Annotated in this window: 17 protein-coding genes and 1 pseudogene; 4 read left to right on the top strand and 14 right to left on the bottom strand. The window is 72.4% G+C overall.

The window, feature by feature from the left end:
• Positions 1-137: 137 nt before the first annotated feature.
• Positions 138-1,913, top strand: coding sequence for an RICIN domain-containing protein (locus LIV37_RS46910; protein ID WP_020874110.1), 1,776 nt, complete (start codon positions 138-140; stop codon positions 1,911-1,913).
• Positions 1,914-1,927: 14 nt separating this feature from the next.
• Here LIV37_RS46910 and LIV37_RS46905 read toward each other — a convergent pair.
• The 9 genes and pseudogenes from LIV37_RS46905 to speB all read right to left on the bottom strand — a co-directional run.
• Positions 1,928-2,056: pseudogene (locus LIV37_RS46905) on the bottom strand (SAM-dependent methyltransferase); the annotation flags it as partial.
• 254 nt (positions 2,057-2,310) lie between these two features.
• Positions 2,311-3,225, bottom strand: coding sequence for an extracellular catalytic domain type 1 short-chain-length polyhydroxyalkanoate depolymerase (locus LIV37_RS46900; RefSeq protein WP_020874108.1), 915 nt, complete (start codon positions 3,223-3,225; stop codon positions 2,311-2,313).
• A 107-nt stretch (positions 3,226-3,332) separates the two neighbouring features.
• A complete protein-coding gene (locus tag LIV37_RS46895) occupies positions 3,333-4,097 on the bottom strand; it encodes an SGNH/GDSL hydrolase family protein (RefSeq protein ID WP_020874107.1) in 765 nt (254 codons plus the stop codon).
• A gap of 156 nt (positions 4,098-4,253) precedes the next feature.
• The gene (locus tag LIV37_RS46890; protein WP_121826553.1) at positions 4,254-4,766 is read right to left on the bottom strand and encodes a GNAT family N-acetyltransferase; all 513 of its coding nucleotides are present in this window, start codon (positions 4,764-4,766) and stop codon (positions 4,254-4,256) included.
• 94 nt (positions 4,767-4,860) lie between these two features.
• Positions 4,861-6,309, bottom strand: a complete 1,449-nt coding sequence (locus tag LIV37_RS46885; protein ID WP_020874105.1) for a gamma-aminobutyraldehyde dehydrogenase — start codon at positions 6,307-6,309, stop codon at positions 4,861-4,863.
• On the bottom strand, positions 6,306-6,779 hold the full coding sequence (locus tag LIV37_RS46880; RefSeq protein WP_020874104.1) for a YybH family protein: 474 nt from the start codon (positions 6,777-6,779) through the stop codon (positions 6,306-6,308). Before LIV37_RS46880 ends, LIV37_RS46885 begins: the two co-directional genes overlap by 4 nt.
• A 26-nt stretch (positions 6,780-6,805) precedes the next feature.
• Positions 6,806-7,450 carry a cyclase family protein gene (locus LIV37_RS46875; protein ID WP_020874103.1) on the bottom strand — a complete coding sequence of 215 codons (645 nt, stop codon included), beginning with the start codon at positions 7,448-7,450 and terminating at the stop codon, positions 6,806-6,808.
• Between the two features lie 7 nt (positions 7,451-7,457).
• Positions 7,458-8,999, bottom strand: coding sequence for a purine-cytosine permease family protein (locus LIV37_RS46870; protein WP_020874102.1), 1,542 nt, complete (start codon positions 8,997-8,999; stop codon positions 7,458-7,460).
• On the bottom strand, positions 8,992-9,954 hold the full coding sequence (speB, locus tag LIV37_RS46865) for an agmatinase (RefSeq protein ID WP_020874101.1): 963 nt from the start codon (positions 9,952-9,954) through the stop codon (positions 8,992-8,994). The genes LIV37_RS46870 and speB overlap by 8 nt, the downstream gene beginning before the upstream one ends.
• Positions 9,955-10,064: 110 nt before the next feature.
• On the opposite strand from speB, the gene LIV37_RS46860 reads away from it, so the two are divergent.
• Positions 10,065-11,525, top strand: a complete 1,461-nt coding sequence (locus LIV37_RS46860) for a PucR family transcriptional regulator (protein WP_020874100.1) — start codon at positions 10,065-10,067, stop codon at positions 11,523-11,525.
• 70 nt (positions 11,526-11,595) lie between these two features.
• Here LIV37_RS46860 and LIV37_RS46855 read toward each other — a convergent pair whose 3' ends face one another.
• The 5 genes from LIV37_RS46855 to LIV37_RS46835 form a co-directional block, all read right to left on the bottom strand.
• Positions 11,596-12,402 (bottom strand): methyltransferase, encoded by an 807-nt coding sequence (locus LIV37_RS46855; RefSeq protein ID WP_020874099.1) that lies wholly within the window; start codon positions 12,400-12,402, stop codon positions 11,596-11,598.
• The gene (locus tag LIV37_RS46850; protein ID WP_020874098.1) at positions 12,399-14,003 is read right to left on the bottom strand and encodes a PucR family transcriptional regulator; all 1,605 of its coding nucleotides are present in this window, start codon (positions 14,001-14,003) and stop codon (positions 12,399-12,401) included. Before LIV37_RS46850 ends, LIV37_RS46855 begins: the two co-directional genes overlap by 4 nt.
• A 96-nt stretch (positions 14,004-14,099) precedes the next feature.
• On the bottom strand, positions 14,100-15,494 hold the full coding sequence (locus LIV37_RS46845; protein ID WP_020874097.1) for an NAD(P)/FAD-dependent oxidoreductase: 1,395 nt from the start codon (positions 15,492-15,494) through the stop codon (positions 14,100-14,102).
• Between the two features lie 79 nt (positions 15,495-15,573).
• Positions 15,574-16,239, bottom strand: coding sequence for an HAD-IA family hydrolase (locus LIV37_RS46840; RefSeq protein ID WP_020874096.1), 666 nt, complete (start codon positions 16,237-16,239; stop codon positions 15,574-15,576).
• 73 nt (positions 16,240-16,312) lie between these two features.
• Complete coding sequence (locus tag LIV37_RS46835) at positions 16,313-17,692, bottom strand: MFS transporter (RefSeq protein WP_020874095.1); 1,380 nt, start codon at positions 17,690-17,692, stop codon at positions 16,313-16,315.
• Positions 17,693-17,897: 205 nt separating this feature from the next.
• On the opposite strand from LIV37_RS46835, the gene LIV37_RS46830 reads away from it, so the two are divergent.
• Together LIV37_RS46830 and LIV37_RS46825 are read left to right on the top strand one after the other, a co-directional pair.
• Complete coding sequence (locus tag LIV37_RS46830; protein ID WP_020874094.1) at positions 17,898-18,137, top strand: hypothetical protein; 240 nt, start codon at positions 17,898-17,900, stop codon at positions 18,135-18,137.
• Complete coding sequence (locus LIV37_RS46825) at positions 18,130-19,101, top strand: D-2-hydroxyacid dehydrogenase (protein ID WP_020874093.1); 972 nt, start codon at positions 18,130-18,132, stop codon at positions 19,099-19,101. The genes LIV37_RS46830 and LIV37_RS46825 overlap by 8 nt, the downstream gene beginning before the upstream one ends.
• Positions 19,102-19,125 lie beyond the last annotated feature (24 nt).

The following is a 19,125-nucleotide window of genomic DNA, read 5'->3' as shown; positions in this document are numbered from 1 at the left end:
CCAACCGGCCAGTAGCCAACCGACCGGTAAAGAATTGTCGCCTCAGGGGAGTTACTGGCGGATACCTTTACCCGCGCCCGCGCCCTCCACCACTATGGGCACCCGTCTCACTGCCGGTGACGCGAGGAGTGGTGAGGGTGACCGACCCGCACGGAACCGAACCCGATGCCACCACCGGGCAGCGGTCGTACGCCCAACTGTCCGACACCGAGCTCACCGAACGGATCCGCTCCGGAGCGCCCACCGCCCTCCCCGCCACCCAGGAACTGAGGGAGCGCCACCTTTCGGCGGTGCTGTCCTACGCCCGGCTCTGCGGCAGGACCCGGGCGGACGCCGACCAGCTCGCCGACCTCTCCTTCGGCCTCGCCGCGCAGGAGACCTGCCGGGGTATCGATCCCTGGGGGCCGTGGCGCCACCATCTGCTGCTGTTCGTCCAGCGGGTGGCCGCCACCTGGGCGGAGGGCAGCCGGGAGGAGCGGCTGGATCCCGCGTTCGCCGAGTGGCTCGGCCACTCCGGTACCGCCGCGGGCGGTGCGGCCGGACTCCCGGGGCCGAGGGAGCGTTCGCCCATGCTCGGCGGCTTCCTCACCCTCTCGGCACGCACCCGCGATGTCCTGTGGTACAGCGTGGTGGAGGAGGAGCCCGATACGGTGGTGGCCACCTTCGCGGGCGTGGCGCCGCACACCGTCCCCACGCTCCGGGAAACGGCTCAGGGCGCGCTGCGCGAGGCGTGGCTGCGGACCCATCTGGAGCGTGGCGGCGAGCAGACGTGTCGGGGGTTCCGGGGCCTCATCGAGGCGGCGGTACGGCCGGAGAACCCCCGGCGCTGCGACGACCTGGACCGCCACCTGTCCGGCTGTCTCTCGTGCGCCGGGGTGTACGGCGACCTGATGCGGATGGACGAGGATCCCCGGCCCGTGATCGCCGATGGGCTCCTGGGGTGGCGCGGAACGGCCTACGTCACGGCGGAACCGGTCGGCGGTGTGCCCTCGATGGGATCGGCGGCGCCGTCGCCCGCGGAGCCGCCGCGGCCGGAGCCTCCCCTGGCCGCCGCTCCCCCGCCGCCGTATCCGCCGGTGGGGCCCACCGGTGCCGTCGGAGTCGCGGTGAATGCGCCGATGGACGGTGGGTCCACGGGAGGCTGGCGCCGACGGGCCCGGACGGGCTCCCGGCCGCCCGCGACGGCCGCGCTGGTCGCGGTGGCGGTCGTGGCGGCGGTGGCCCTCACCGTCGCCCTCCTGGTGTCCGACGGGGATGACATGGCCCCGGCCGGTCGCGCGAACACCCCTGCTCCCACGGCCACTCCGGCGGGTCCTTCGTCGGACCCGACGACGGATTCGCCTGCTCCGACGAAGAGGCCACAGCGCCCACCGAACCCCGGTGGCATGACCGAACCGCCGACAACCGCTCCCGCCACCACTCCCCCGGGCACCGCCCCCGCGCCCTCCGCCCCGATTCCGGACGACAGCTTCTCGGCGGTGATCAACGCCGCGTCCGGGCTCTGTCTGGACATCCGCGACCAGCGGTTGGAGAAGCGCACGGACGCGGTCCTGGCCCGGTGCAGCGGCAGCGACACCCAACGGTGGCGGCTGGACTCGGAGGGGCTGCTGCACACCGAGGCCGACCCCGACTTCTGTCTGGACTCGCGCGGTGACACCGACCGGGGTGTCGGCATCTGGCCGTGCTCGTCCGCCGACGGCGACAACGGCGAGAACCTGCGGTTCGCGGTCGACCGCGACGGGGTGATCCGCCCTCATATCGCACCCGACTTCGCGGTCACCCCGGACGGCGACGACGCCGACAGCGAGGTTGGGCTGCGCTCGGCCGAGGACCGCGACGACCAGCGGTGGAACGCCGGCCTCGGGGACGCCTCGGCCGATGTGTCGGTGTCGGGCCCCGCTCCGGCACGCTGACCGTAAGCGGCACCTCAGGCCGCGGTGCTCCCCGCCCCCGTCGGACGGCGGAAGAGGGCCGCCCACAGGAACGGCTCCCCGAAGAGCGGGGAGCCGGGCGGCTCGTCGCGCATACGGCGCAGCTCGACCTCGGTCAGCTCGGAGGGCGAGGTGGCCTAGCCACGGGTCCGGAGAAAGACCAGCTCAGAGGGTATGTGGCAAGGGCGTGGGCGGGCGTCGGCGGGGGCGGGGGCCGGGCGGCGGAGGAGCTGTCCGCGGCCGTGGGCACCGGCCGCCCAGGTAGCCGTGGAAGGCCGCCAGGGGGCCGGTTTCGGCGGCCCCGAGGCGCCTTTCTCAACATCGTGTCGGCCGGTTCACCGGGTCGGCTCGATCTTCGTGTTCTCGGCCCGTCAGCGGGTCATCCGGCGTCCAGGCCGAAGAAGGTGATGGCCCGTGCGGCCATTCCGGCGGTCGGGAGGGAGTGTCCGGTGCCCTGAACGCTGATCGCCTCAACGGGGGCCTGGTTGCCCGTGGCGCCGTAGCGGGTGCGGGTCCAGGAGGACTGCGGATGGTCGGTGACGGCGGGGGTCTGGCTCACGCCGAGCACATTGGTCCACTGCTTGATCTCCTCGCCGAAGTTCGGATAGCGCAGGGTGCCGTCGGCGGTGCCGTGCCACAGCTGCATCCTCGGCCTGGCGCCCTGGTATCCGGGGTAGGCCCCGCGTGCGAGATCGCCCCACGCCTGCGGTGTCCTGGTGATGGTGCCGTTGGCGCAGGCGGTGTTCCAGCCGGATCCGTCCGTGGTGGCGAAACAGCCGAAGGGCACGCCCGCGAACGCCGCGCCCGCCTTGAACACATCCGGGTAGTCGCCCAGCAGGACGTTGGTCATCATGGCGCCCGACGAGGCGCCGGTGACGTACACCCGGTTGGGGTCGGCGTTGTGGCGCTGCTGGGCGTAGCGGACCATCGAGACGATGCCCACCGGGTCGCTGCCGCCGTCGTGCCGCAGCGCCTGCGAGGAGGAGACGTCGAAGCAGGCGCCGCTTCTGGTGGCGGAGGGGTAGATGACGATGAAGCCGTACCGGTCGGCCAGGGAGGCGAACTCGGTACCGGAGTAGAACGCGGGCCCCGAGCCGGTGCAGTAGTGCACCGCCACGAGGACGGCGGGCCGTGCCGCGACGTTGTCCGGCACGTACTCGTGCATGCGGAGGTTGCTCGGGTTGTTGCCGAAGCCGGTGACCTCGGTGAGCGAGGCGGCCGCGGCGGGTGGCGGCGCCAGCAGGAACAGTGCGGCGAGCAGCGGCAGTACGCCGCCGAGTAACGCCGCGGCCATCGACCTCGGGGCCCTTGGGCGTCGCCCGGGCGTGTGCGTGGTTTCCGCGGAGGCGGGGGTGTGGTTCATGGACGGTCCTTCCTGGGCTGTGACGGTGAAGGGGCGGTTCATGCCGCCCGTGCGGCCGACCCGTTGCCACGCGCCCCGGACCCGGTGGTGGCGAACGTGGGGTTGCCGATGCTGCCCGGCACCGACCGCAGCGCCCGCCACCAGACGTCGGCCATCTTGTCGTAGCCACCGGCGTTGGGATGCACTCCGTCGGCCAGGTCCGCGGGCGTCAATGCGCTGTACATGTCAACCAGATGGACGTGCTTGCCCGCGTTGACCTTGCTCTGCACGATGCCGGGGATCGCCGCGTTGTACGCGCGTACGGTGGAGTCCATGAAGCCCAGCGGGGTGATGGTGGCGACGAAGAGCTCCGCGTCCGGCGCCTGGGCGGTGATGTGGTCGATCAGGGTGGAGAGCCTGGCCGGCGCCCCGGCGGGGTTGCTGCCGTAGATGTCGTTGGTCCCGATGTGCAGCAGGATCGTATGCGGGTTCTGGGTGCGCAGCCAGTTCACGACGTTGTCGTCGATCTGCTGGATCGTCCAGCCGGAGTGGCCCTCGTGGTCGTGATCGCCGAGGCCGGACGGGCCGTTGAAGAGCGAGCCGACGAAGTCGACTTTGTAACGGCCCGCCGTGAGCTTCTGCCACAGGCCGACGCGGTAACCGCCCGGGACGTTGAACCCGTCGGTGATCGAGTCGCCCAGCGGCATGACCTTCACCCCGCCGTTGGACTCGGCGTGGGCCGTCCCGGCGCCGAGCGGGACGAGAACGGCGAGGAACGCGAGTAAGGGAATCAGGGCGGCGAGCGGATGCCTGGTGCGTGCCATGCGCTTTCCTTTCGGCGGTCCATGAGGTTCGTTGCGTGGGCGCCCGAGGAACGGGTGCGGACGCCCTGGCCGTGGAACACGTCACGGGAGCCATGGGAGCGCTCCCATACTGGTGTAGAGCAGCGCACCCCCACCGTCAAGCCCTCTCGTCCGCGGTCAGGGACGAACGGCGATCTGCCGGCGGAAGCACACCCGGTGCTGCCCGGGTCCGTCGTAATCGCCGTGCACGGGAAGGCCGTTGACCTCACGGTCGCCCTCCTCCAGCATGAACCCCATGGCCCGGTGGAAGGCCACGGACCCGGTGTTCAGCGGCGAGGTGATGGCGTGCACCTCACGGCGGCCCGCCTCGGCGGCGCGCCGGAAGAACGCCGTGTAGAGCCTGCGCCCCACGCCCTGCCCGCGCAGTTCGGGCGCCACCCCGACGAAGTGGATGTACGCCTCGTGGTCGTTGTCCGCGGCGTGGAAGCCCACGAGGAACGCCTTGACGCCGTCGCGGTCCTCCAGCACCAGGCTGGTGCCGGCGAAGAACTGCAGGAACAGCCTGGGCAGCAGCATGGAAAGCTCACGCGCCTGGCCGGGGGTGCGTGAGTCGCCCCACCACTCCCGCACGCATTCGACGATCGTCCCGTGGTCGGAGACTTGGGCCCGGCGCAGTGTCATCTCGCTCATGGCGCACCAGGCTACGCACGTACGGCACCGGGTGTGTCGGCACCGCGCCGGGTCGGCGGCGCGGTGCTGACACACCGGAGTGGCGACGGTTGCTTCAGAGGGCCGTCATGACGTGCTTGACGCGGGTGTAGTCCTCGAAGCCGTACGCGGAGAGGTCCTTGCCGTAGCCGGACTTCTTGTAGCCGCCGTGCGGCATCTCGGCGGCGAGGATCATATGGGTGTTGATCCAGACGCAGCCGAAGTCCAGGGCCTTGGACATCCGCATCGCGCGGGCGTGGTCCTTGGTCCACACCGACGAGGCCAGCGCGTACTCCACGCCGTTGGCGTACGCGACGGCCTCGGCCTCGTCCCGGAAGGACTGCACGGTGATGACCGGGCCGAAGACCTCGTTCTGGATGATCTCGTCGTCCTGCTCGAGCCCGGAGACCACGGTGGGCGCGTAGAAGAAGCCCTTGTCGCCGACCCGGTGGCCACCCGTCTCAACGGTGGCGTGCGCGGGCAGCCGGTCGATGAAGCCGGTGACCTGGGCCAGCTGGCCGGCGTTGTTCAACGGCCCGTACAGCACGTCCTCGTCGTCGATGCCACCGCCCGTCCCGGTAGCGGCGGCGGCCTTGGCGAGCGCGCTCACGAACGCGTCGTGGACGGACTCGTGGACGAGGACGCGCGTGGCCGCGGTGCAGTCCTGGCCCGCGTTGAAGAATCCGGCGAGGGAGATGCCCTCGACGGCCGCCGCGATGTCGGCGTCCTCGAAGACCACCGCGGGGGCCTTGCCGCCCAGTTCGAGGTGGACCCGCTTGATGTCCTTCGCCGCCGACGCGGCGACCTGCGTGCCCGCGCGCACCGAGCCGGTGATGGCCGCCATCGCCGGGGTGGGGTGCTCGACCATCAGCCGGCCGGTCTCGCGGTCGCCGCACACCACGTTGAAGATGCCGGCCGGAAGGCCCAGTTCCTGGAGGATGTCGCCGATGACGCCCGCGAGCAGCACGGTGGATGCGGGGGTGGTGTCCGACGGCTTGAGGACGACCGTGTTGCCCGCGGCGAGGGCCGGGGCGAACTTCCACACGCCCATCATCAGCGGGTAGTTCCAGGGCGCCACCTGGGCGCACACCCCGATCGGCTCCCGCCGGACGATCGAAGTCAGGCCCTCCATGTACTCGCCCGCCGACCGGCCCTCCAGCAGACGCGCGGCTCCGGCGAAGAACCGGATCTGGTCGACGATCGGGGCGATCTCCTCGGTGAGGGTGAGGGCGCGCGGCTTTCCGGTGTTGCGGCACTCGGCGTCCGCGATCTCCTCCGCCCGCGCCTCGACCGCGTCCGCGATCCTCAGCAGCAGCTTCTGCCGGATGGACGGGGTGGCGTCGCGCCAGGCGGGGAAGGCCGCCGCGGCGGCGGCCATCGCGGCGTCGACGTCGGCGGCGCCGGACCGGGGCGAGGTGGCGTACACCTCGCCGGTGACGGGGTCGGTGACCTCCAGGCGGCGGCCGTCGGCCGCGTCGGCGTACTCGCCGTCGATGTGGTTGCGCAGTACGAGAAGCTCGCTCATCGTTCCGTTTCCGTGATCGTGGACGTGGCCGGGGGCTGGGCCGTCGTCGTGGCCGGGGCCGTCGTCGTGGCCGGGGCCGTCGTCGTGCCGGGCGCTGCCGAGAGGTGTTCGTGCACGGCCAGCCAGTGGCCGTGGGTCTGACGGCGGAAGACGATGGTCTCGCGCTCGTGGGTGGTCTCCGTACCGGCCGTGGTGCGCACCGTGGTCTGCACCAGGTGGGTGAACACCGCGCTGTCGCCGAGGAGTTGGACCAGCCGGTCGGTGGAGGCGCAGGAGACGACGCGGAAGTCGTCCTCCGCGACCCAGCGGTCCCACAGGGCCCGGTAGTCCGCGGTGGAGCCGAGACGTCCGGAGGCGGTGTGGAAGACGAATGTGGCGTCGGGCGCGAACGCCGCGAAGTAGTCGTCGAGGCGGCCTTCGCCGAACGCCGCCACCAGGGCGTCGGCGGCCCGCAGAACCTCGTCGTGCATGGGGTGGTGCTCCTTGCGTGGGTGGTTCAGCCGACGCGGGCCACGGCCCGTACCGGGGCGCCGTCGGCGGCGGGGAGCCGCAGCGGCAGCAGGGAGACCTCGATGGGCTCTCCCGCCGTCTGCGCGTCGAGCAGGGGGCCGAGACCGGTGAGGTTCTCGGCGATGACGGCGTGGGCGCCGCACAGGATCCGGTGGGCGGGGAGGTCGTCGGCGGGGGTGGCGTCGACGCTCAGCGCGTCGATGCCGACGGTGCGGATCCCGGCGTCCACGAGGAGTTCGGCGGCCTCCGGGGTGAGATACGGATGGGCGAGGTAGTCGTCGTGCCCCCAGTACCTCGACCAGCCGGTGGCCACCAGCACGATGGCCCCGGCCCGCAGCCGGCCCTCGAACAGGGACGGCCCGAGCGGTGTCCGGGGCTCCGCGCCACGGGCGTCCACCACCACCGCGCGGCCCCAGAAGCGCTCCAGGGGCAGCCGGTCGAGGGTGGGCAGCGCGTCGTCGATGTGGAACGGGGCGTCGACATGGGTGCCGGACTGCGACCCCATGTCCAGGTGCAGCACGTTCACCCCGTCGGCGGCGACGCTCAGCGCGGGGGCGATGGCCACCCGCGGATCGCCGGGGTAGACGGGCATCCCCGTGGCTACGGGTACGGAGAGGTCGATGAGGCGCACGGTGGCCTCACGCCCCTTCCGCCACCGCGGGCACGGGCGCGCCGGCCTCCGTGGTGATCGGCGGTACGGGCGCGTCCGAGGCGCGGACCAGCCGCGGCCCCTCGGGCCCGTACACCTCGCGCGGCTCGGGGAAGAGCCACAGCAGCGCCAGATAGAGGAGCGAGGCGGTGGCGAGGCCCACCGGCAGCGAGATGTCCGCGCCGTCGGCCAGATCGCCGAGCGGCCCGACGAACTGGCCGGGGACGTTGACGAAGAGCAGGGCGAGCACCGCCGCGGTCAGCCAGGCGGACATGCCACGCCAGTTCCAGCCGTGGTGGAACCAGTAACGGCCGCCGCGCTGGCGCCGGTTGAACACCTGGAGCGAATCGGGGTCGTACCAGCCGCGCCGGGTCACATAGCCGAGCACCATGATGATCATCCAGGGGGCGGTGCAGGTGATGATCAGCGTGGCGAAGGTGGAGATGGACTGGGACAGATTGGCGGCGAACCGGCCCAGGAAGATGAAACCGATCGAGAGGACCCCGACGAACAGCGTGGCCTGCACCCGGCTGAACCGGGTGAACACGCTGGAGAAGTCCAGGCCGGTGCCGTAGAGCGAGGTGGTGCCGGTGGACAGGCCGCCGATGAGCGCGAGCAGGCACACCGGCAGGAAGTACCAGCCGGGCGAGATGGCCAGCAGCCCGCCGACGTAGTTCGGCGCCCCGGCGTCCATGTACGGCGCGGCCTTCTTGGCGATGATCGAGGCGGTGGCCAGACCGAAGAAGAACGGCAGGATGGTGGCGATCTGCGAGGCGAACGCCGCCGTGACGACCTTGCGGCGCGAGGTGTCGGCGGGGATGTAGCGCGCCCAGTCGCCGAGGAAGGCGCCGAAGGACACCGGGTTGGACAGCACGATCAGCGCCGAGCCGATGAACGCGGGCCAGAACCCGGCCGTGGAAGCCGAGGGGAAGACCCCCTGGTAGCCGGGGTCGAAGTCCCCCACGAAGGCGAAGAAGCCGAGGACGAACAGCGTCGAGGCCGCCACCACCGCGATCTTGTTGACGAAGAGCATGAACCGGAAGCCGTACACGCACACCGTCAGCACCAGCGCCCCGAAGACGCCGTAGGCGAGGGCGAACGTCCCGTCGTTCTGCGGCACGTCCATCAGCCGGTGGGCGCCTCCGACCAGTGCGTCTCCGGAGGACCACACCGAGATGGAGAAGAACGCGATGGCGGTGAGCAGCGACAGGAACGAGCCGACGATCCGCCCGTGCACCCCCAGGTGCGCCGAGGAGGAGACGGCGTTGTTGGTGCCGTTGCACGGGCCGAACACGGCGAGCGGGGCGAGGATCAGGGAGCCGCCCACGACGCCGAGCAGGGTGGCCGCCAGGCCCTGCCAGAAGGAGAGCCCGAAGAGGATCGGAAAGGCGCCGAGCACACAGGTGGCGAAGGTGTTGGCGCCGCCGAACGCGACGCGGAACAGGTCGAAGGGGGTCGCGCTGCGGTCCGCGTCGGGGATGCGCTCGACCCCGTAGCTCTCGACCTCGGTCAGTGCCGGGGATTCACTCATCCGTCGTCTCCCGCTTCCCTTGGAGTGCGAGCAGGCTGATCAGGTCGTAGGCGACGTGGGAGGCCGCGACCGAGGTGATCTCGGCGTGGTCGTAGGCGGGCGCGACCTCCACCACATCGGCGCCGATCAGACGGCATCCGGCCAGTCCGCGCAGGATCTCCAGGAGCTCGCGGGAGGTCAGGCCGCCCGCCTCGGGGGTGCCGGTGCCGGGGGCGTGGGCCGGGTCGAGGCAGTCGATGTCGATGGAGATGTACAGCGGCCGGTCGCCGATGCGCTGGCGCAGCTGGTCGGCCACCTCGTCGGCGCCGCGCCGGTAGACATCGGCGGAGGTGACGATGCCGAAGCCCAGCTTCTCGTCCTCGGTGAGGTCCTGCTTGCCGTACAGCGGGCCTCGGGTGCCGACGTGCGAGAGGGCGGAGGTGTCGACGATGCCCTCCTCCACGGCCCGGCGGAACGGGGTGCCATGGGTGTGCTCGGCGCCGAAGTAGGTGTCCCAGGTGTCCAGGTGGGCGTCGAAGTGGAGCACCGCGACCGGGCCGTGCCTCGTCGCGGCGGCGCGCAGCAGCGGAAGCGCGATGGTGTGGTCGCCGCCGATGGTGACCAGGCGGGTGCCTTCGGCCTGGAGGCTGCCCGCGGCGTCCTGGATGGTCTCGATGGCCTCGCCGATGTCGAAGGGGTTGACGGCGATGTCACCGGCGTCGGCCACCTGCTGGGTGGCGAACGGGGACACGTCCAGGCCCGGGTGGTAGGGGCGCAGCAGCCGGCTGGCCTCGCGGACCGCGGCGGGCCCGAAACGGGCGCCGGGGCGGTAGGAGACACCGCCGTCGAACGGGACGCCCACCACCGCCACGTCGGCCCCCGCGACCTCGTCGAGGCGGGGCAGCCTGGCGAAGGTGGCCGGGCCGGCGAAGCGCGGGACCCGGGAGGAGTCGACGGGCCCTCGGGGTTCGGTCATGGTGTTGCGGTCCCTTCTTGACGTGCGCCGGTGGGGTCCGGTCGAGCGAGTCTGCACAGCGGAGGAACCGCGCGACAATCGTTGCTGAGACAAAGAGTTAGGCTCAATTTGTGGTGAACAACAAAGAGCAGGGTGTGACGGTCGACGATCTGCTGTCGTATCCGGCCCTGCAGCTGCGGTTGATCGCGGGTGGCGCGGGGCTGCACCGCTCTGTGTCCTGGGCGCATGTGAGCGAGCTGGACGACCCCACGCCCTGGCTGCTCGGCTCCGAGATGATCATGACGACGGGGATAGCGATGCCCCGCTCGGCGGCCGGGCAGCGCGCCTATCTGGAGCGGCTGGACGACGCCGGGGTGGCCGCCCTGGCGGTCTCCGCCCAGCTGCGGATGCCCCCGCTGCGCCGGGCGTTCTTCGACGCCGCCGAGGAGCGGGGGATACCGGTCCTGGAGATCCCGCTGGCCGTGCCGTTCATGGCGGTGGCGCAGGAGGTGGCCGCCGCCGTCCAGGAGGACGCCCGCCACCGGCTGGGCGCCCAGCTGCAGGTGTTCGGCGCGCTGCGCTGGCTGACCTCGGAGAACCTGGACACCGCGACGCTGTTCGGCCGGCTGGAGAAGCTGTCCGGCTACGACATCTATCTGTGCACCACCCAGGGCCGGCCGCTGCTGCCGGGGGTGCCCGCGCCCGACGCGTCGGTGATCCCCGGCTCGGCGGACGCCCCGCCGACCATCCCCGGTGGCTTCGCCCTCCCGGTCCCCTCCCCCGGTGGCCCGGCGGGTTTCCTCATCGCCTTCGAACGGGAGGGCGCGCGCCCGGCGGGGCTCGCCGTGGTGCAGCACATCGCCACGGTGGCCGCCCTCCAGCTCGCCATGGTCCGCACCGAGCGGGAGACGCTGCGCCGCGAGGGCGCGGAGATCCTCGCCGAGCTGCTGCAAGGGGCCCTCGAACCCGCGGTGGCGCGCCGCCATCTGCTGCGCCACTCCATCGAGGGCGAGACCGTGCTGGCGGTGGTCAGGGGCGTCACCGAGGATGTCGTACTGCGGGCGCTGGAGGATCAGCCGTGTCTGCTGCTCAAGCGCGGCGAGGACCGCTATCTGCTCGGCTCGCCCGGCCTGGGCGAGGCGGTCGAGTCCCTGCCGGGTGTGGCCGCCGGGATGAGCCGCCCGTTCAGCCCCGGCTCCCCGCTGCGGATCGCCCAGCGCGAGGCGTTGTGGGCGGCGTCCCACGCCGTCGCGTCCGGCCGTGCCCTCGTGCGGTACGGCGACGATGTCACCGGCCGCTGGCTGCCCGACGACCCGGCCGCGCTCACCGATCTGGTCGAGCATGTGCTGGGCGAGGCGCTGCGCTACGACACCGGCCACGGCTCACGGCTGCTGACGTCGGTGCGCACCTGGATGGAGCGCGACCGCCGTACGGACGAGGCGGCCGCGGCGCTCCATGTGCACCCCAATACGCTCGCCTACCGGCTGCGCCGCTTCAGCGAGCTGACCGGCCGCGATCTGTCCACCACCGGCGCGTTCGCCGAGGTCTGGCTGGCGATCCGGGCGGCGAGCCAACTCGGTCTGCTCGACTGAGCGCGGATTCCCGGGGCGTTCGGCGCTCAGAGCCTGTGTCATATCCACGGCCGGGATATGACACAGGCTCTCAGTGCGGGCGCCGGCCCCAGCAGGTGATGAGCGGGGCGGTGGTGACGTCCATGCCCTCGCCGCGCAGCTGGTCCAAGTGGCGCTCGATCTCCTGCTCGGTGGCCAGGCCGCCCGCCACCAGCCGTCCGCGCAGCTGACGCACGGTGGCCGCCTCCAGCTCCCGGCAGGCCGGGGAGGTCAGCGGGAAGCAGCCCTCGGCACGTACGTCGTGCAGCCCGGCGCCGCGCAGCAGGGCGGGCAGGGTGCGGCCGAAGGCGAGGTCCACCCCGCGCTCGGCGAGCAGTGCGCGGAATCCGCGGCGGATCCGGTTGGCCAGCTCCTCGGCCGGGCCGCGCTCATCGGGGCAGGCCAGCGGCTGGAGCGCCGGGTCGGCGTCCTCCACGACCAGCCATCCGCCCGGCCGCACCGCCCCGGCCATCCGCCGCAGCGCCTCGGCCCGGTCGGGCAGATGCACCAGCACCAGCCGGACGTGGACGAGGTCGAAACCGTCGCCCGGCGGCTCGTCGCGGGCCACGTCGTGGCGGCGCACCTCGACCGGTCCGGTGGCCGGGCCGGACAGCCGCGTCAGCCAGGAGGTGTCGATGTCGGTCACCAGCACCTGTCCGGTGGGCCCGACCCGCCCGGCGAGGGCGGTGGGCACCGAGGGCCCGCCCGCTCCCACCTCCCAGCAGCGCCATCCGGCGGCCAGGCCGAGCTGGTCGAGGTGGTCCAGGGTCCAGGGGTCGAAGAGCTCGGCCAGCGCGTCGAAGCGCCGGCCGGCCTCGCGCTGCCGGTTGTCCAGCAGATAGCCGGTCTCGGATGTCATGCGCCCCATCCTCCCGCGCCGGACGCCGTCAGCGTGTCCAGGGCGGTGACGGCGACATGGAGCTGGGTGCGCTGCACACCGGACTCCAGGTCGCGGCCGAGGAGCCGTTCGATGGTGTGCAGCCGCTGGTAGAACGCCTGGCGGGACAGGCCGATCTGTTTGGCGGCGATGGACTTGTTGCCCGCGGCGAGGTAGTGGCGCAGCGTGGTCAGCAGATCGCCCGCGTGGCGCTCGTCGTACTCGATCAGCCTGCCCAGCTGGTGCTCGACGTACCTCTGCACACGGATGTCGTCGCGGAGCGCGTACAGCAGCTCGGGCAGTCCGACGTCGGAGGGCACGTGGAACGGCCGGTGCGGGGTGGTGGGGCCGATGGCGTCCGCCACCTCCTCGGCCTCCCGGAACACCCTCGCCACCTGGTCGATCTCGGTCACCCCCGGTCCGACCGCCACCACCGCGGGCGCGCCCAGTGTCTCCTCGGTGAGCCGGCTGACCCGCTCCACCACCGGCTGCCAGGCGCTGGCCCGGGCCAGGGCGAGCAGCACCCCGGTCCGGTCCGGGGAGACCCGTCCCACCAGGGCCCGGATGCCGGAACCCTGAAGGGCGTCGGCGAGCCGGTCGTCCAGGCCCGTCTCGTCGGCGGTGGCGCCGTGGTGGCCGATGGCCAGGGCGATCAGGCGGTGGCCGACGACCGGTATGCCGAGGGCCTCGATGCGGATGCGTGCCTCGGTGCGGCCGCGGTAGCTCCAGCGCAGCAGCTCCAGCAGGGCGCAGGTGTGGGCCTGGCGGTCCCACTGGGTGTGGCCGGTCAGCCGGGCGAGGGTGAGGGCGGTGGCGGCCCGTCCCAGGATCATGGTGTGTTCCGGGTCGGCCGCGGGGGCGGCCGCGTTCGGCACCGCCACCAGCCGCCCCCAGCGGCGGCCGTTGTGCTCGACGGGGGCCACCAGCCAGCCCTCCGGGCCGCTGGCCTGCGTGGTGTCGGGGGTCGGCGTGGCGCGGGAACGGCGCTGCCACGCCTCCAGGACCTGGCCGGCCGTGCCGCCCGCCGTACCGGAGAACACCGCGTGGTGCAGCAGGTTCTCCAGGACCACCGGGCGGCCCATCAGATCGGCGGCGGCGCGTACCAGCTCCTTCGGTTCGGCGTTGCGCAGCGTCAGCCCGGTGAAGATCTCATGCACCTGCTGGGAGCGGCGCAGCAGCTCGCCCTGTGCGTCGAGGATCAGCGCGTGGACGTGCTGGGTCACCTCGATGAAGCGGATGCCACGGGACAGGACGATCAGCGGCAGGTCCCGGGCGCGGCAGGCGGCCACCAGGTCCGGTGGCGCCTGCTGGTAGCGGCGGCCGAGCTCCACCACGAGCCCCGCGGCACCGATGTCGGCCAGCTGGTCCACATAGCCGCGCAACCGGCTGGGGTCGTTGGGCTGGGGCATGCCGGTGGTCAACACCAGCTCACCGCCTTCGAGGAACGAGGCGGGGTCGAGCAGCTCGGTGACGTGCACCCAGCGGACCGCACGGGCCAGCTGGTCCTCACCGGCCATCACACGGGGAAGTCCCGCGACGATGACGGGAAGACGCAGGACGTCGGCAACCGTGAGCAACGGCATCTGGACGGACTCCCTCCGGATACCGCTCATCATCGCAGAGCCGGGCCGCCGCGCCCAGGGCCGTCGGACCGGGCCCGGACGCGGCGGCACCCGGGCTCACGGACGGCGTGCGATGAGGTCGGCGACGGTGGCGATGGGTGAGGTACGGACACGTCCGCCCGCCTCGTGGCGGTCGGCGAGGCGGTAGGCGGTGTACAGGCCGCGCACCCCCAGCCAGCGGAACGGCTCGGGCTCCCAGGTGCCCGGGGCGTGGCCGGTCCACGGCAGCCGGGTGAGCCGGGTGTCGCGGGCCAGGACCAGATCGGTGAGGGTGCGGGCGGCCAGGTTGGTGGAGGTGACTCCGTGGCCGACGTACCCACCGGCCCAGCCGAGCCCGGTGGCCCGGTCCAGGCCGACGGTGGCGGACCAGTCGCGGGGCACGGCCAGCACCCCGCACCAGGCGTGGTCCACCCGGGCCCCGGCCGTCTGCGGCAGCATCCGCTCCAGGGTCCGGGTGAGCTGGCCGATCGTGCGCTCGCCGACCCTCCCCTCGTGGTCGGTGCGCGAGCCGAAGCGATAGGGCACCCCGCGCCCGCCGATCGCGATCCGGTCGTCGCCGGTGCGCTGGGCGTACATATGGCCGTGGGCGGTGTCCCCGAGGGTCTCCCGGCCCTCCCAGCCGATCTCCCGCCAGATCCGGGCGGGCAGCGGCTCGGTGACGATCATGGAGCTGTTCATGGGCAGCCAGGCGCGCCGCAGCCCCTTGAGGGACGCGGTGAACCCCTCGGTGGCCCGGAGCACCACGGGGGCCCGTACGGTGCCGTGCGCGGTGATCGCACGGCCCGGTTCGATGGCGGTGACCGGGGACTTCTCATGGATGGTGACACCGAGCCGCTCGACGGTGTCGGCGAGGCCGCGGACCAGGGTGGCGGGCTGCAGCCGGGCGCAGTGCGGGGTGAAGGCGGCGGCGGTGACCCCGTCGATACGGATGCGCGCCGCGGATTCGGCGGGGGTGAGCAGCACCGAGTCGGCCACCCCCCACTCATGGTCCTGTTCGACCTTGTGGCGCAGCCGGGTGGCCTGGGCGGGGGTGCGGGCGACGCGCAGGGTGCCGCCCTTGACGATGCCCGCGTCGATGCCCTCGCGGGCGGCCGCGTCGATCACCTCGTCCACCGCCTCGTTCATGGCCCGCTGCCAGTCCAGGACCGCGGGCCTGCCGTAGGCCCTGGCCATCCGGTCGCGGGCACCGGGGATCAGCCCGGAGGCCCAGCCGCCGTTACGGCCCGAGGCGCCGAATCCGGCGAACTCGGCCTCCAGGACGGTGATCCGGAGACCGGGGTCGGCTTGTTTGAGGTAGTACGCGGTCCACAGCCCGGTCAGTCCGGCGCCGACGACGCACACATCCGCGTCGCGATCGCCGGGCAACGCCGGACGGGGGGTGGGGAGTTCGGCGAACCAGTGGGCGACGCGGCCATTGACCGGTGCCGGCCGGCCGGCCGTGGTGGCGGTCATGGGTTCCCTTCGCGGCGAAGAGCGGTGGGGTGGGTGGCGGTGGGGCCGGGGGCGAGGGGCGGGAGGCGAGGGGCGAGGGTCAGACGCCGAGCAGCGGGGGCAGCTCGGACAAGTCCTTGATCTCCTCGTACGGCTGGAAGGCCGCCGAGCCCGGGAAGCCGTAGCGGTTCACCCAGATCCGCCGCATGCCCGGATACCGCTTGGTCGGCATGATGTCGTACTCCCAGCCCTGGGCGGTGTGGATGATGTCCTCGGGGCCGCGGCCGGTGGCCGTCATGAGGTACTCGAAGGCCTGCGGCAGCGGCTTGTAGGCACCGGCCTGCTCGGCGGTGAGCACGTAGTCGAAGTCCACGCCCAGTGCCTCGACGGCGTAAGTGATCAGGTCGTCCTCGCTGTTGGAGAGGATCGCGATGTCGTACCCGCCCTTGAGGCGGCGCAGCGCGTCGGGGACCTCGCGGAACGGGATGAACTTCTTGATGGCCTCGATGAGCGCCTCGCCGTCCTCGTCCCGGTACACCAGGCCGTGCAGCGTCATGACGTTGCGCAGGGTGCGCCGGACGACTTCCCGGTAGGGCAGGTACTCGTCCAGGACGCCCTGGAAGCGCATCACATACGCGTCGTGGTGGAACCGATCGGGGTCGACGCCGAGCTCGGCGAGCCGGTCCTTGACGATCTCGTGGGTGGCGGTGCGGGTGTCGAAGTTGATGAGCGTGCGGTAGCAGTCGAAGGAGACCAGCTTGCGCATGGACGAGTCCTTTCCGGTGAACGATTTTGACGGAGCGTCGGATGGGCCGTCAGTCAGGGCGTCAGGCGGGGTGTCAGGCACGGCTGCTGGCTTCGGCCAGGCCGAGGTTCTTGGTCTCGGGGGCGAGGACGACGGACACCACCAGGCCGATGAGCGTGATGGCCACCCCGATGGCGAGGGTGCCGCGGACCCCGAGGTCGGCGGTGGCCATCGGGAGCAGGAAGGTGCTGGAGGCGGAGCCCACCCGGCTCATGGCGGTGGCGACGCCGACGCCGGTGGCCCTCAGGTCGGTGGGGAACAGCTCGCTGGGGTAGACGAACTGCAGTCCGCTGCCCGCGGCCTCGAAGAACTGGAAGGCGGCGAAGAGGGCCACCACCAGGGCCGCGTAGTGCAGCGGCAGCACGGTGAGCGCGATCAGGGAGACGTTGACGCACAGGAAGCTGCCGATGAGCAGCGGACGCCTGCCGATGCGGTTGACGACGACCAGCCCCAGGCCCGTTCCGGCCACCGCGAGTGTGGTGATCAGCGCGCTGGCGCCGAAGGTGCCGGTCACCCCGAAGGACTCCAGCATCTGCGGCTGGAAGGACCGCACCGCGAAGGCCGGGGCCACCTGGCAGATCCAGAACAGCGAGCAGAACAGCGCGGGGATCCCATAGCCACGGCGGAATATCTCGGCGAGGTTGCCGAGCCCGGAGCCGCCGCGCCGGTCCTGGCGGACCTCGGCGAGCAGTTCCTCGGCGCTGACCTCCTGGCCGAGGTGGCGGCGTACGACCGCCCTGGCCTCCTCCACCCGTCCCCGCGACGCCAGCCAGCGCGGCGACTCCGGCACACCCGCCCGCAGGAGCAGGAAGAGCACGGCGGGGACCGCGCCGGAGGCGAGCATCCAGCGCCAGGAGTCGTCGCCGGTGCCCAGGAGCAGCCAGCCGCCCCAGAAGCTGACCCCGTACCCCACCCACCAGGCCAGGACCAGCCCGGACAGGGCGGGGCCGCGCATCCGGCGCGGCACCAGTTCGGTGGTGAGGGCGGAGGCGATCGGGTAGTCGGCGCCGATCGCCACGCCGATGAACAGCCGCAGCACCACCAGCTGCCACGCCTCGGTGACGAAGAACTGCAGCGCGGAGCCGATCACGAACGCGACCAGATTGAGCACGTACATCAGATGGCGGCCCACCCGGTCGGTGATCGGGCCGAACACCACACCGCCGAGGAAGACACCGACGAGGACGGACGCCGCCACCAGCCCGGTCCACATCGTGTCCAGGTCCAGGGCCGGGGTGATCAGGCTGAGCGCCACCCCCATGATGCCGAGCAGATAGCCGTCGCAGAACGGACCGCCCATGGCGACGGCGACCATCCTGCGGTGGAAGGCGGTGACGGGGGCGTTGTCCAGGGTGGCGGCGGAACCCTGAAGGGGCTCTCGGGAGGGATCGCGGGAGGTTCTGGGAAGGGACATGCTTGCATCTCCTGGGGACGAGGAGGGGCGCTGCGGCGCGGGCCGATGCCGGGGCGGTGGCGGGCATCGTGGATCAAGCATTCGGTGGACACGCACGGCGTGGTACGCGGTGGGGGCGGACGCCTGCGGCGGGGGGGGGGGGGCGCCCCGGGGACGGGGATGGGCTCCGGGGAGTCGGGGACGGGCTCCGGGAGTCGGGGACGGGATGGGCTCCGGAGCGACCGGTGGCGCGTTCCGGCTGGCCATCACCCTGGTTCAGCCGTCGGCCACCGTCAACGTCCACCGTGTTCCGTCCCTCGTCATCGGGTGGACACTCTGTCCGTTGTCCACCGCCGTGGTCTCGGCCACGCTTGAGGCGTCCGCCCGTACCCGTCACGCCCGTGGGAGCCCCGTCATGACCGATGCCACCGCCGCGTCCGACTCCGTGGGAGCCGGACGTGGCTGACCGGCTGGTCGTCCTGTACCGGGACCATCTGCCGCCCAACCGGGCGCGGATCGAGTCCCTCGCCGAGACGGTGTACGCCACCGAGGAGGAGCTGCCGCTGTTCCTCCCCGGCGCGGACGCCCTGCTCGCGTGGTGGCCGCTGACCTCAGCGGTGGCCGGCGCCTGGCCGGACGATCCGGCGAAGGCCCCGCGCTGGGTGCATGTGGCCGCGGCGGGGGTGGAGCCGTTCCTCTTCCCCGCGCTGACCGGCAACCCCGAGGTGGTACTCACCAACGCGCGGGGCGTCTACGACCGGCCCATCGCCGAGTACGTCCTGGGGCTGGTCCTCTCCCTCGCCAAGGACTTCCCCGGCACCTGGGAGCATCAGCGCCGCCGGGAGTGGCGCCCCTCGGACAGCGAGCGCATCGGCAACCGTACGGTCCTGGTCTGGGGCACCGGTTCCATCGGGCGGGCCGTCGCCCGGCTGCTGCGCGCGGTCGGCATGCGGGTCAGTGGCGCGGGGCGCGCACCGCGGACCGCCGACCCGGACTTCGGCGTGGTGCACGGCCCGGCGGGCCTGCGCGCGGCGCTGGGCGAGGCGGACTATGTGGTCCTGGCCGCCCCGCTCACCCCCGCCACTCGTGGCATGGTCGACGCGCCCGTACTGGCGGCGATGAAGCGGGGCGCCCGGCTGGTCAACGTCGGGCGTGGCCCGCTGGTCGACGAGCAGGCCCTCGTGGACGCCCTGGCCCAGGGCAGGCTGGCCGGGGCGGCGCTGGATGTCTTCACCCATGAGCCGCTGCCGGTGGAATCGCCCCTGTGGGAGATGCCGGGTGTCATCGTCTCCCCGCACACCGCGGGCGAGGTCACGGACTGGCGCGCCGACCTGGGCGAACTCTTCCTCGACAATCTGCTCCGACACCGCGAGGGCCGCCCCCTGCGCAATGTGGTCGACAAGGCCCTCGGCTATGTGGTCGACGGATGAGACGGCCGCTGACGCCCCCCGCGC

Source organism: Streptomyces rapamycinicus NRRL 5491 (genome assembly GCF_024298965.1).
Taxonomy (GTDB): domain Bacteria; phylum Actinomycetota; class Actinomycetes; order Streptomycetales; family Streptomycetaceae; genus Streptomyces; species Streptomyces rapamycinicus.
Note: the sequence above shows the minus strand (reverse complement) of the source record. Positions and strands in the feature narration are given on the sequence as shown.

Excerpts from the sequence above, each read along its gene's own strand:
- LIV37_RS46900 (WP_020874108.1), bottom strand. The coding sequence starts at position 3,225 with ATGGCCGCGGCGTTACTCGGCGGCGTACTGCCGCTGCTCGCCGCACTG.
- LIV37_RS46895 (WP_020874107.1), bottom strand. The coding sequence starts at position 4,097 with ATGGCACGCACCAGGCATCCGCTCGCCGCCCTGATTCCCTTACTCGCG.
- LIV37_RS46890 (WP_121826553.1), bottom strand. The coding sequence starts at position 4,766 with ATGAGCGAGATGACACTGCGCCGGGCCCAAGTCTCCGACCACGGGACG.
- LIV37_RS46885 (WP_020874105.1), bottom strand. The coding sequence starts at position 6,309 with ATGAGCGAGCTTCTCGTACTGCGCAACCACATCGACGGCGAGTACGCC.
- LIV37_RS46880 (WP_020874104.1), bottom strand. The coding sequence starts at position 6,779 with ATGCACGACGAGGTTCTGCGGGCCGCCGACGCCCTGGTGGCGGCGTTC.
- LIV37_RS46870 (WP_020874102.1), bottom strand. The coding sequence starts at position 8,999 with ATGAGTGAATCCCCGGCACTGACCGAGGTCGAGAGCTACGGGGTCGAG.
- speB (WP_020874101.1), bottom strand. The coding sequence starts at position 9,954 with ATGACCGAACCCCGAGGGCCCGTCGACTCCTCCCGGGTCCCGCGCTTC.
- LIV37_RS46855 (WP_020874099.1), bottom strand. The coding sequence starts at position 12,402 with ATGACATCCGAGACCGGCTATCTGCTGGACAACCGGCAGCGCGAGGCC.
- LIV37_RS46850 (WP_020874098.1), bottom strand. The coding sequence starts at position 14,003 with ATGCCGTTGCTCACGGTTGCCGACGTCCTGCGTCTTCCCGTCATCGTC.
- LIV37_RS46845 (WP_020874097.1), bottom strand. The coding sequence starts at position 15,494 with ATGACCGCCACCACGGCCGGCCGGCCGGCACCGGTCAATGGCCGCGTC.
- LIV37_RS46840 (WP_020874096.1), bottom strand. The coding sequence starts at position 16,239 with ATGCGCAAGCTGGTCTCCTTCGACTGCTACCGCACGCTCATCAACTTC.
- LIV37_RS46835 (WP_020874095.1), bottom strand. The coding sequence starts at position 17,692 with ATGTCCCTTCCCAGAACCTCCCGCGATCCCTCCCGAGAGCCCCTTCAG.
- LIV37_RS46830 (WP_020874094.1), top strand. The coding sequence starts at position 17,898 with ATGGGCTCCGGAGCGACCGGTGGCGCGTTCCGGCTGGCCATCACCCTG.